We start from the raw sequence: 12,295 nt of genomic DNA, 5'->3' as shown, positions 1-12,295 counted from the left end.
CGCCGCCGCGCCGCACTCTTGCCTCCTGCCATGGCCCGTTTTCCTTTCCTGCCATGGCAGAAGATGCTTCGGAAACTCCCGCGTGGCGCCAGCCGCTCGATACCATTGTCAGCGCCCGTCACGGCGGCCAAACCAGCGCCCTGCTGACCCAGCTCAAGCAGCTCGACACCACCTATCCCAACGTCGCTGAGATCTCCTTTCAGATCGCCTGGACCCTCGATTCCATGGGCCGCGACGAGCAGGCCCTGCCGCACTTCGAGCGCGCCATCGCCCTCGGCCTGTCTCCCAACGAGCAGAGCAACGCCCTCATCGCTCTCGCCATTTGCCAGCGCAACCTCGGCCAGACCGCCGCCGCCGCGGCCACCCTCGAGTCGGGCCAGGCCCAGTTCCCCGACCAGGCCGAATTCGACGCCTACCTCGCCCTGCTCCGCCACGACCAAGGCCGCCATACCGAAGCGCTCCAACTCGCCCTCACCACCTTGCTCGACACCTCCGAGGACCTCGGCATCACCGCCCACCAGCGCAACCTCCGCCACTTCCTTAATCAACTCACCTGAGCCTTCGTGGCTCGAGCGTGAGCAAGTGGCAGCAGTGCCTGCCCTCTCCCGCCTCCACCATTTTCCCGAAACACCCGTCCGCCACACCGGTCTGTCTTCCACCATGTGCCCTTCCCGCGTCCGCCCCCGCGCCCGTCTTACCCTCCTCACCATCCTCCTCGCCTCTGCCACCTGGCTCTTCGCCGCGCCCGACAGCGAACGCATGCGCACCACCGGCTTCACCGCCGAGGAAATCTCCCAGGGGTTCACCAACCAAAAGGTCATCGCCCTGCCGCAGCCCTCCCTTCGCGACACCTACGACGAGACCGCCGAGGCGACCTACGCCGCCGCCGAGACCGCCGCCGGTTTCGAGCTCGATCGCGTTTATCCGCTCATGAACGGACTGCGCGTGCTGCGCCTGCCCGACGGCATGTCGCCCGCCCAGGCCCGCACCCAACTCCTCGCCACCGGCCGCTACCAATTCGTCGACTACAACCACATCCGCGAGCGCGCCCTCGTCCCCACCGACCCGACCTTCGCCGATGGCTCCCAATGGCACCACCGCAACACCGGCCAATCCGGTGGCACCGCCGATGCCGACATCGACTCCACCGAGGCCTGGGACCTGCGCAACGACGCGTCCAACATCATCGTCGCCGTCGTCGACGACGGCATCCGCCTTACCCACCAGGACATCGCGCCCAACCTCTGGACCAACTCCGCCGAAATCGCCGGCAACGGTCGTGACGACGACCGCAATGGCTACGTCGACGACGTGCATGGCATCGACGCCCGCGACGGCACCGGCAATCCCACGGACGACGACGGTGAGGGCCACGGCACCCACGTCGCCGGCATCATCGGCGCCGCCGCCAACAACGGCGTCGGCGGCACCGGCGTCGCCTGGCGCGTGCAGATCATGCCCCTGCGTTTCCTCGGCGGCACCGAAGGCAACGGATCCGACGCCGATGCCATCGAGTGCATCAACTACGCCGTCCGCCATGGCGCCCACGTCATCAACGCCTCCTACGGCTCCGGCGGCTTTTCCCAAGGTGAGCGCGAGGCCATCCGCGCCGCCCGCAACGCCGGCATCATCTTCGTGACCTCCGCCGGCAACGACGGTCTCGACCTCGATATCAGCGCCGCCTACCCGGCCAACTACCCTCTCGACAACATCCTCACCGTCGGCAACTCCACCCGCCTCGACGACGTTTCGACGACCTCCAACACCGGCTCCGGTCTCGTCGATCTCTTCGCCCCCGGTTCCGAGATCATGTCCCTCGGTGTCGACTCCGACACCGACACGCGCGTCGCCAGCGGCACCTCCATGTCCTCCCCCATGGTCGCCGGCGCCGTCGCTCTGCTCCGCGCGCAGTATCCACAAGATGGTTACCGCGCCACCATCAACCGTCTCCTCCGTGGCGTCGATCGTCGCGTCGCCTTCACCGGCGAAGCCCAGTCCGGCGGCCGCCTCAACGTTTTCAACGCCCTCACCACCAGCGACACCCGTCCTTTCAACGACGACTTCGCCGATGCCGCCGTGCTGCAGGGCGAAATCATCACCGTGCGCAACAACAGCGTCGGTGCCACCGCTCAGGCCGGTGAGCCCTCCCACGCCGGCCGCCTGCGCAACTCCCTCTGGTGGGCCTGGACCGCCCCCTCCTCCGGTATTGTGCAAGTGGATACGCGCGGCTCCGACGGCGACACCGCCCTCGCGGTCTACACCGGCACCAGCCTCAACGCCCTCACTCAGATCGCCCAAAACGACAACGAAGCGCCCGGCTTCCTCACCTCCCGCGTTTCCTTCACCGCCACCCTCGGCACCACCTACTACATCGCGAGCGACAGCTTCAGCGCCGGCCTCGTGATCCTCAACCTCGCCAGCGCCGCCGCCAACGACGCCTTTGCCTCCGCCCAGGAACTCACCGGCGACGCCCCGCTCATCACCACCACCAACGCCAGCGCCACCCGAGAGTTTGGCGAACCCACCATCGCCAGCGGCGCCGCCGGCCAAACCCTCTGGTATAAATGGACCGCCCCGCACGACGGGGTTTTCCAAGCCAGCGCCTACTCCGAGTCCACCGATCCCATGCTCGGCGTCTTCACCGGCTCCACCGTCACCAACCTCACGCGTCTCGGCGCGGCCGACGACACCGGCCCCAGCGGGGCCAACGTCAACGCCCTCGTGCAATGGACCGCCGTCGAGGATACCACCTACTTCATCGCCATCGACACCTACAATGGCTCCGACGACGGCGAGATCACCCTCTCCCTCACCGACGCTCTTTGGCAGTTCGCCACCGGTGCCTTCGACGACGACGATCCCGACGCCCGACGCCCCACCATCACCAACGTGCCCACCGTCGGGCCCGACGGCATCATCTACGTGAGTAGCTCCGACGCACATTTTTATGCGATTCGACCCGACGGAACCCAGCTCTGGCGCGTAGCCACCGAGGGCTACTCCGACTCCGCTGCCGCTGCTCTCGCCCCCGACGGCACCATCCTGTTCGGCACCCGCCTAGGTTACCTCTACGGCCTAAATCCCGACGGCTCTACCCGCTGGAGCATCGGGCAGGACGATGCTCCGTTCACCGCCGCCCCCGCTGTCGCCGCCGATGGCACCGCTTACTTCAAACGCGACGACGGCGTCCTGCGCGCCTTCTCCCCCGACGGCACCAGCCTGTGGTCCTACTCCGGTGCGACCGATGGTGAAGGCAGCTACGGTGGTCCCGCCATCGCCGCCGATGGCGCCATCCTGCTGCCCGCCAACGACGGCGCCCTGCATTGCCTCAACCCCAGCGGCACCCTGCGTTGGCGCTACCTCCCGCAGAACGCCGAGGGCGCCGACGACGACAGCGGCATCTACACCTCCCCGGCCATCGACGGCGCTGGCAACATTTACGTATCCACGCTCCAAGGCACCGTTTTCTCGCTTACCTCCACCGGCAGCCTGCGCTGGGTTTTCCGCACGCCCGAAGCCGGTGAAAACGTTTCCTCCTCCATCGCCCTCGGCGAGGGCCGGGCCTACTTCGCCAGTTACGGCGCCTTCCTCTACGCCCTCGATCAAACCGACGGCACCCAAGTCTGGCGGGCCTCCATCGAAGCCCAGGCCCGCGCCAGCTCGCCGGCCATCGCCGCCGACGGCTCCATCATCGTCGGCAGCTACGCCAACAAACTCTTCCGCTTCGATCGCGACGGCAACCTGCTGCGCTCCTGGTCGGCCGGCAACTGGTTCCGCAGTTCCCCCGCCCTCGCCGACGGCCGCATTTACATCGGCAACGGCGACGGCAAGGTCTACGCCTTCGATCTCGACGGCATCGAGCCCGCCGCCGGCCCCGAGTATCCGTGGCCCCAATACCGCCACGGCCAACGCCACCTCGGCCGCGCCACCCTCGAAATCATCGGCCGCACCGTCGCCACCGATCCGGTCGATCCGGGACGTTTGGTGAACCTCTCGGTCCGCAACCGCACCACCCGCGGCACCGGCGTGCTCACCGCCGGCTTCGTGCTCTCCGGACCGGTCGGAAAACCCCTTGTCGTCCGCGGCATCGGCCCCACGCTCGCCGACTTCGGCGTCACCGGCACCGTGAGCGAAACCACCCTCGAAGTGTATCGCACCGCCGACACCTCCGCCGCCCTCGTCTCCAACAGTGGCTGGACAAGCACCACCGGCGACGGCCGCGACCTGGGCGCTTTTCCGCTGCCCGATGGCAGCGCCGACAGCGTGGTGCGCACCTCCTTTGGCTCCGAGGCCTACACCGCCCAGCTCCTTCCCCGCACCGACGATACGGCGCCGGGCATCGGTCTGGTGGAAATCTACGACGCCGACATAGCCGAGCTGCGCACCCGCCTCACCAATCTCTCCGCCCGCACGGCCCTCGCCGCCAATGGCGACGTGACCCTGGGTTTCGTGCTCGCTGGCAACTCCCCCCGCACCGTGCTCATCCGCGCCGTGGGTCCGGGCCTCGATCAGTTCCTCAACCCGGCAACGACCCTCAACGACCCGCAACTCACCCTGCTCGTCGGCCAGACCGCGGAGACCGGCAACGAAGATTGGCGCGGACTCGAACAAGTCCGCGCGGCGGCCGAAACCGTGGGGGCGTTTCCGCTCCAAAACAGCAGCGCCGACGCCGCCCTCGTGACGACCTTGCCGCCGGGAGCTTACACCGCCCGCGTCACCGCCCCCACCAACCAAACCGGCATCGTCCTGGTGGAAGTCTACCTCCTCCCGGAAAACTAAGCCGGAAAGCAACCACCAGGGAGCGCCGACGCCCCCGTCCGCCCTCGGCTACCCGAACGCGGGCGACACGCCCGCGGCTACATCTCCGTCCAAGTGTAGCAGCGGCCGTCTCGGCCGCTCTCCGTTGCCTCTCCGCCTGCTTCCCCCGCCCGCTCCGCCGCACCACTCCACCGCACGCGGGCGACACGCCCGCGGCTACATCCCCCGTCCGGGTGTAGCAGCGGCCGTCTCGGCCGCTCTCCGTTGCCGCTCCGCCTCCTGCCGCTCCCACCCCGCCGCACCACTCCACCGCACGCGGGCGACACGCCCGCGGCTACATCCCCGTCCGAGTGTAGCAGCGGCCGTCTCGGCCGCTCTCCGCTGCCTCTCCGTCACCTGCCACTCCCATCTCGCCGCACCACTCCGTCGCACGCGGGCGACACGCCCGCGGCGACATCCCCCGTCCTAGTGTAGCAGCGGCCGCCTCGGCCGCTTCCCGCTGCCTCTCCGCCCTCACTCCCCTCTTGCACATAACCTGCAATGCGAGAGCCTTTGCTAATGGGCACCACCCCGGACGCCTATCCCCGACGACCTCCTCGCATCGTCCCTTTCGCGAACGAGGCTCCGATCTACTTCGTGACGTTCTGCACGATTCGGCGGAAAAACGCCCTCGCCACACCCGCGATTCATACCGCGTTTAGAGCGTTCTCCACACGAGCCCAGGACCAGCACGGAGTCGCCGTCGGACGCTACGTCATCATGCCCGATCACATTCATCTTTTCGTGAGCCTCTCCCCCGCCGCCGCTTCTCTTTCAAGTTGGGTGGGAAGTCTTAAGCGGCACTTAAGCCGCACGTGGGTCAAAGCCGGCGGCCGACTGCCGCTTTGGCAGCAAAGCTTCTTCGATCACTTACTGAGAAGTGACGAATCCTACCAAACCAAGTGGACCTATGTTTGGCAAAATCCGGTGCGAGCACACCTGTGTCTCAACGCCGAAGATTGGCCCTACGCGGGTGAAATCGTGCCACTATCGCACCACTAGGCGATCACCACTCCACCGAACGCGGGCGACACGCCCGCGGCTACATCCCCGTCCGGGTGTAGCAGCGGCCGTCTCGGCCGCTCTCCCCTGCCCTCTCCGCCGCACCACTCCACCGAACGCGGGCGACACGCCCGCGGCTACATCCCCGTCCGGGTGTAGCAGCGGCCGTCTCGGCCGCTCTCCCCTGCCCTCTCCGCCGCACCTCTCCACCGCACGCGGGCGACACGCCAGCGTCTACATCCCCCGTCCTAGTGTAGCAGCGGCCGTCTCGGCCGCTCTCCGCTGCCTCTCCGCCGTTCCACGTTGCCTCTCCGCAACCGCCGCCGCCGCGCTTCGCCTTCCGCTCCTTTCCTCCCTCTGCCCCCCACAAAAAAACGGCCGCCTCGGGAGAGAGGCGGCCGCTGCAATAATTGAGGGGGCTAGGCTAAACTAACGCGTAACGAGCGCTCAGATGGCGGTCTCGCCGCGCTCGTCGGTGCGGATGCGCACGGCCTCTTCGAGACCGACGACAAACACCTTGCCGTCACCGATCTTGCCGGTCTTGGCGGCGCCGACGATGGTGTCGACGGCCTTACCAACGACGTCGTCGGGGACCACGATCTCGATCTTCACCTTGGGGAGGAAGTCGACGGTGTATTCGCTGCCACGATAGATTTCGGTGTGACCCTTTTGACGACCGAAGCCCTTGACTTCAGTCACGGTCATACCCTCGACGCCGATTTCGGAGAGGGCTTCTTTCACCTCTTCCAACTTGAACGGCTTGATGATGGCGATGATCAGTTTCATGCGATAAATAATGGAGGGTTCGTAAGTAATGTGAGAGCCCCGCTCCATTGGCGCAAGTCTAGGACCGACGCCAATTTTGCGGGATGTTCATCAGCCTTTGTGGGCGGGGGTGAAGTCCGGGTAAGCTTCCGCACCGTGCTCACCGATGTCGAGACCCTCGGATTCTTCGTCCGCGCTGACGCGGATACCGATGGTGACCTTAACAAGGATGGCGAGGATGAGGGAGACCACGAAGGCGAAGGCCGAGACCGACAGCGTGCCGATCAGCTGGATGCCGAACGGAGCGGCGTCCGAGAAGAGGGCCACGGCGATGGTGCCCCAGATACCGCACACACCGTGCACGGAGATGGCACCAACCGGATCGTCGATCTTGATCTTGTCGAAGAAGATGATGGCAAAGACCACGAGGGCACCGGCGATGAGGCCGATCCAGATGGAACCGCTCATGGAGACGGAGTCAGCACCCGCGGTGATACCCACGAGACCGGCGAGCACACCGTTGAGGCCCATGGAGAGGTCAGGCTTCTTGAGCAGGCCCCAGCTCACCATCATGGCGGACACCGCACCCATGGCCGCAGCGAGGGTGGTGGTCACGAAGACGTAGGAGACGCCACGAGGATCAGCGCTGAGCACCGAACCGCCGTTAAAGCCATACCAACCGAGCCACAGCATGAACACACCGATGGCGGCGAGCGGCATGGAGTGACCGAGGATCGGCTTCACTTTGCCACCGGCGAGATACTTGCCGTTGCGGGGACCGAGCACGAGCACTGCAGCGAGGGCGGCGAAACCACCGAAGGCGTGCACGAGGGAGGAACCAGCAAAGTCGTAGAAGCCGCGCTCGGAGAGCCAGCCACCGCCCCACTGCCAGGAACCGGTGATCGGGTAGAAGAAGGTCACGAGCAGGGTCGCGTAGATCATGAAGCCGGAGAGCTTCACGCGCTCGGCGACGGCACCGGAGACGATGGTCGCGGCGGTCGCGGCGAACATGGCCTGGAAGATGAAGTCCGTCCACCAGGTGTAGGCAGCGTAAGCATCGGTCATCATGGTGACGTCTTCATTATCGACGCCGAACCAAGAGCCCGTGGCGAAGAAGCCATTGAAGTCACCCGGATACATGGAGTTGAAGCCCCAGAAGGCATAACCGAGGATACCGATGGAGACGATGAACAGGTTCTTGAACAGAATGTTGACCGTGTTCTTCGACTGGGTGAGGCCGGTCTCCACGCAAGAGAAGCCCAGGTGCATGATGAACACCAAGGCAGCCGAGATCAGGAGCCAGAGATTGTTAACGGTGAAGAGAGCGAAACCGCCGGACTCGACGAAAGCGTCGTAGGACTCGTAAGGCGGCGGCTCGTCTTGGCCGAAGAGGGGCGTGAGCGCGGCCAGCACAGCGAAGATGCCTGCCATCTTCAGCCAGCTGGTCATTTGCTGGGACCGTAGCTTCATAGTTTTATTTGGGTATCGTGTAGTGGTTGTAGACGTTGCTGAGGCAGCGCCCGGGGGCGTTACCGGACGTCGAAAAAAGCACGGGGTATGCCAACGGTTCCCGATTCTGAAAATTTTTCATGGATCAGTTTTTACCGACCTTTTGCAAATAACTTACGGGGTCGCAACAGGGCCCTCTGCCAGGTGTAGATGCCCCTGTATCAGGCCCTCCCTCTGCCTCTCCGGGTTGGGTAAATTGCCCAAAAAAAACCGGAGCCCCGCAGGACTCCGGTTTCCCTTAAAACGATCTGAAATATGCGCGGATTTACTCCGTCTCCGGCACCACCGTCTGGATGTGCAGCTCCTTGAGCTGGCGGGCGGTGACCGGGGTCGGGCTCTGCGCCATGAGGTCCTGACCACGCTGGGTCTTCGGGAAGGCAATCACGTCGCGGATGCTGGTCGTGCCGCTGAGCAGCGCGCACACGCGGTCGAGACCAAAGGCGATACCGCCGTGCGGGGGCGCGCCGAATTTGAAGGCCTTGAGCATGTAGCCGAAGCGACTCTCCACGACGTCCTCCGGAATCTTGAGCACGTCCTTGAAGACCTTTTCCTGCAGCGCCGGCTGATGAATACGGATCGAGCCGCCACCCAACTCCATGCCGTTGAGCACGAGGTCGTAGTGCTGGCCGCGAACGGCCTTGGGGTCGCTGTCGAGCAGCGCCACATCCTCCGGCACCGGCGAGGTGAAGGGGTGATGCGTCGCGACGAAACGGCCCTGCTCCTCGTCGTAGGACATGAGCGGAAAATCGATGACCCAGAGGAACTTCCAATCGTCGTGGCGAATGGTGAGTTTGCCGCGTTTGACCAGCAGCTGGGCGCTGTCGAGGCGGATGCGGCCGAGGATCGTGCAGGCGCGCTCCCACTCCGCGGCGGCGAAAAAGACAATGTCACCGTCCTCGATATTGAGCTGCTCGGTGAGCGCCGCCTTCTCCTCGTCGGTGAAGAACTTCACGATGGGCGACTTCCATTCGCCGCCTTCGATCTTGATGAAGGCCAGGCCCTTAGCGCCGAGCGATTTGGCGGTGTCTTCGAGGCTCTTGAGTTCGCCCTGGGTGACGTCGGCGAGGCCCTTGGCGTTGATCGCTTTGATCACGCCGCCGCTCTTCACCGTGCCGGAGAAGACCTTGAAGGACGACTCGCAGAAGATCTCGGAGAAATCGACCAGTTCCATGTCGAAACGCAGGTCGGGCTTGTCGATGCCGAAGCGGTTCATCGCGTCCTGGAAGGACATGCGCTGGATCGGGCCTTCGAGATCGTAGTTGGCCGCTTCTTTCCAAACTTTGCGCACCATGCCCTCGAAGAGCTCATAAATGTCCTCGCGGGTCACAAACGACGCCTCGACGTCCACCTGGGTGAACTCCATCTGGCGGTCGGCGCGCAGATCCTCGTCGCGGAAACAGCGGGCAATCTGGAAGTAACGCTCCACGCCGGCCACCATCAGGATCTGCTTATACTGCTGGGGCGACTGGGACAGGGCGTAGAACTCGCCCGGGTGGATGCGCGACGGCACGAGATACTCACGGGCACCTTCCGGGGTGCTCTTAAAGAGAGACGGGGTTTCGACCTCGATGAACTCCTGGCTGTCGAAATAATCGCGGATCGCCTTGGTCACCTTGTGACGGGTGAGCAGGTTCTTGCGCATCCGCGGACGGCGCAGGTCGAGGTAACGGTAGGTGAGACGCAGGTCCTCGTTGACCTTGTCGCCGCCAGCGTCGTCGAGCGGGAACGGCGGGGTCTCGGAGACGTTGTGAATCACCAGTTCCGAGGCGACGACCTCCACCTGACCGGTGGGCAGATTGTCGTTTTGCGTGCCCTCTGGGCGGCGGGAGACCTTGCCGTGGATCTCGACCACCGACTCGTCCTTGAGGTGCTTCATCTGCCCGGCCAGCTGCGCATTATCATGCGGCTCGAGCTTGATCTGCGTGATGCCTTTGCGGTCGCGCAGGTCGACGAAGATGATGCCGCCTTGGTCGCGGATGGTGTCCACCCAGCCGATGAGCGAGACTTCGCTGTCGAGGTCGGCGGAGGTGAGCTGGGCACAGTGGTGGGTGCGCTTCATAGTCGGAAAATCGGGGACGAAAGGGGCTGACGTAAGCTCACCGCGCGCCAGCGGGGCAATTCAATAATCGGGGGCGCATTTTGCCCCGCCACCCGGCGAGCGCCGGGGCTGCCGCCAAAAAAATGTCGAAACTCTGTCACCTCACCCCGCCGCGGAGGCACTCCTATGTGTAAACCAACAACCCCCTTCAACCGCAGGAACATTATGAAAGCCTCCTCCTCCCCTTCCCTCTTCCGCCGCGTTTCTCGCCTCGCGCTCGCCCTCGGCGCGCTCGCTTCGGCCACCGTCGCCCTCGGCCAATTCCCGGCCAAACTCGATGACTTCGCGCAAAGCGATCTGAGCTCGATCGGCGCGCCGCGCATCGTGATCGACGACGCCACCGTCGGCGGCAAATCCCACCTCACGCACAACGTGAAGGACGGCGTGCTCACCGCCACCGGCGAGATCAAACCCGCCCGCGGCCAGCCCGGCTTCGTGAGCCTCGTGCTCCCCATGGCCGCGCCCAACGAGGCCGCCGATCTCAGCCACTTCGAGGGCATCGTGATGCGCGTGAAGCTCACCAGCGGCAACCTCGCCGTCTCCGCCAACAGCACCGAGGTCGTCAACTTCGACTACCACGCCGCTCCCATCACCCGCGCCGCCGACGGCGACTTCCACGAGATCAAGATCCCCTTCGCCTCCATGAAGCGCGCCTGGTCCGAGCAGACCAAACTCAACCCGGCGACCATCAACAGCATCAGCCTCGTCGTCGCCGGCGTGCAACCGGGCGACTTCGCCTACGCCATCGACGAGATCGGTTTCTATTGATCCGCCGCCGATTCGCAGCGCCCCAACCGTCCCGCCCCCTCCACCTCCGCCACCCCCAACCGAGGAACCCTCATGAACCCGTCCGCCTCCCCTGCCCGCCTCGACTACCTCGATGCCGTGCGCGCCTACGCCTTGTTGTTGGGTGTGGTCTTTCACGCCGCCCTCTCCTTCCTGCCGATCTACATCGGCTGGGCGGTGATGGACGTGTCCACCAGCGCCGTCATCGGCCCGTTCATGCTGTTGAGCCACTCCTTCCGCATGGCGTTGTTCTTCCTCATCGCTGGCTACTTCAGCCACCTGTCGTTCCACCGCCAGGGCGGCGCCGGCTTCCTCGCCAACCGCTGGCTGCGCATCGTCGTGCCCTTCGTGGTGGGCTGGTTCATCCTCAAGCCGCTCCTCGTGTCCGGCTGGATCATGGGCGGCCAAAGCATGCGCGGGGAATGGAGCTTCTGGGGCGGCATCCGCGACGGTTACGCCACACTCTCCACCCTGCCGGAAGGCCTGCTCATGGGTTCGCACCTCTGGTTCCTCTACTACCTCATCCTCTGCACCGCCCTGCTGCTCTGCGTGCGCGCCGCGCTGCGCCTGACGGGTCCGGTCTACCGCGGACTCCTCCGTGCCGCCGACGCCACCCTCGGTCGCATCGCCCGCGCCCCGTGGTCGATCTACCTGCTCGTCCTTCCCACCGCCGGCGCGCTCTGGTTCATGCAAGGCTGGGGCATGGACACGCCGGACCGCTCGCTCGACCCGCACCTGCCCGCGCTGCTCATCTACGGGGGCTTCTTCACCTTCGGCTGGATGCTCCGCCGCAACACCCACCTGCTTGACCAGGTCGTGGCACTGTCCGCCCTGCGCTGGGTGTTGGTCGTCGTCAGCGGTCTCGCCGCCCTGTGGTTGTCCGAAATTCAAGGCGATACCGGCCACCCGCACTTCCAACTCGCTCGCTCCGGCTTCGTGCTGAGCTACGCCGTCGTGATGTGGTCGCTCGTGCTGCTCACCCTCGGTGTGTTTCAAAAACTCATCCGCCGCCCGTCCGCCACCGTGCGCTACGTGGCCGATTCGTCCTACTGGATGTATCTCATCCACCTGCCGATTGTGCTCTGGCTGCAGGTGGTGGTCGCCGAATGGTCCTGGCACTGGTCGCTCAAACTCAGCGCCATCTCCCTCGCCACCATCGGCATCGCGCTGCTCACCTACGAGCTCTTCGTTCGCTCCACCTTCATCGGCCGCATCCTCAACGGACGCCGCAAAGACCGCGCCCTCTTCCGCCGGTCCGCAACCGCGGCCGCTCCGTCGGTCGTGGCCGAAGCGACCCGCACCTAAGTTTTCTCCGGGCAAGCCCCGGTTTTAACGCCC

The 12,295-nt window shown here is 65.2% G+C and carries 8 protein-coding genes; 5 read left to right on the top strand and 3 right to left on the bottom strand.

The features are described from left to right. Nucleotides 1-53: 53 nt before the first annotated feature. From K1X11_RS22105 to K1X11_RS22095, 3 genes are all read left to right on the top strand, one after another. A complete protein-coding gene (locus K1X11_RS22105; protein ID WP_221030319.1) occupies nucleotides 54-557 on the top strand; it encodes a tetratricopeptide repeat protein in 504 nt (167 codons plus the stop codon). A gap of 103 nt (nucleotides 558-660) precedes the next feature. Next, nucleotides 661-4,779, top strand: coding sequence for a S8 family serine peptidase (locus tag K1X11_RS22100; protein ID WP_221030320.1), 4,119 nt, complete (start codon nucleotides 661-663; stop codon nucleotides 4,777-4,779). Nucleotides 4,780-5,316: 537 nt separating this feature from the next. Continuing rightward, nucleotides 5,317-5,799, top strand: coding sequence for an REP-associated tyrosine transposase (locus tag K1X11_RS22095; protein WP_221030321.1), 483 nt, complete (start codon nucleotides 5,317-5,319; stop codon nucleotides 5,797-5,799). Nucleotides 5,800-6,246: 447 nt separating this feature from the next. On the opposite strand, the gene K1X11_RS22090 is transcribed toward K1X11_RS22095, so the two are convergent. From K1X11_RS22090 to aspS, 3 genes are all read right to left on the bottom strand, one after another. Then, nucleotides 6,247-6,585, bottom strand: a complete 339-nt coding sequence (locus K1X11_RS22090; RefSeq protein WP_221030322.1) for a P-II family nitrogen regulator — start codon at nucleotides 6,583-6,585, stop codon at nucleotides 6,247-6,249. A gap of 90 nt (nucleotides 6,586-6,675) precedes the next feature. Continuing rightward, the gene (locus K1X11_RS22085; protein WP_221030323.1) at nucleotides 6,676-8,034 is read right to left on the bottom strand and encodes an ammonium transporter; all 1,359 of its coding nucleotides are present in this window, start codon (nucleotides 8,032-8,034) and stop codon (nucleotides 6,676-6,678) included. A 304-nt stretch (nucleotides 8,035-8,338) separates the two neighbouring features. Continuing rightward, on the bottom strand, nucleotides 8,339-10,132 hold the full coding sequence (gene aspS, locus K1X11_RS22080) for an aspartate--tRNA ligase (RefSeq protein WP_221030324.1): 1,794 nt from the start codon (nucleotides 10,130-10,132) through the stop codon (nucleotides 8,339-8,341). A 204-nt stretch (nucleotides 10,133-10,336) separates the two neighbouring features. Here aspS and K1X11_RS22075 point away from each other — a divergent pair, with 204 nt between their 5' ends. Further along, on the top strand, nucleotides 10,337-10,939 hold the full coding sequence (locus K1X11_RS22075) for a CIA30 family protein (protein WP_221030325.1): 603 nt from the start codon (nucleotides 10,337-10,339) through the stop codon (nucleotides 10,937-10,939). Nucleotides 10,940-11,011: 72 nt separating this feature from the next. Then, nucleotides 11,012-12,262, top strand: a complete 1,251-nt coding sequence (locus tag K1X11_RS22070; protein WP_221030326.1) for an acyltransferase family protein — start codon at nucleotides 11,012-11,014, stop codon at nucleotides 12,260-12,262. Nucleotides 12,263-12,295: the final 33 nt, after the last annotated feature.

The organism is Actomonas aquatica, from assembly GCF_019679435.2.
In the GTDB taxonomy this organism is placed as follows: domain Bacteria; phylum Verrucomicrobiota; class Verrucomicrobiia; order Opitutales; family Opitutaceae; genus Actomonas; species Actomonas aquatica.
The sequence above is the reverse complement of the archived record's forward strand: the minus strand, read 5'-3'. Positions and strand labels throughout refer to the sequence as shown.

Coding starts and splice junctions, on each gene's coding strand:
- K1X11_RS22105 (WP_221030319.1), top strand. CDS start 54: ATGGCAGAAGATGCTTCGGAAACTCCCGCGTGGCGCCAGCCGCTCGAT.
- K1X11_RS22100 (WP_221030320.1), top strand. CDS start 661: ATGTGCCCTTCCCGCGTCCGCCCCCGCGCCCGTCTTACCCTCCTCACC.
- K1X11_RS22095 (WP_221030321.1), top strand. CDS start 5,317: ATGGGCACCACCCCGGACGCCTATCCCCGACGACCTCCTCGCATCGTC.
- K1X11_RS22090 (WP_221030322.1), bottom strand. CDS start 6,585: ATGAAACTGATCATCGCCATCATCAAGCCGTTCAAGTTGGAAGAGGTG.
- K1X11_RS22085 (WP_221030323.1), bottom strand. CDS start 8,034: ATGAAGCTACGGTCCCAGCAAATGACCAGCTGGCTGAAGATGGCAGGC.
- aspS (WP_221030324.1), bottom strand. CDS start 10,132: ATGAAGCGCACCCACCACTGTGCCCAGCTCACCTCCGCCGACCTCGAC.
- K1X11_RS22075 (WP_221030325.1), top strand. CDS start 10,337: ATGAAAGCCTCCTCCTCCCCTTCCCTCTTCCGCCGCGTTTCTCGCCTC.
- K1X11_RS22070 (WP_221030326.1), top strand. CDS start 11,012: ATGAACCCGTCCGCCTCCCCTGCCCGCCTCGACTACCTCGATGCCGTG.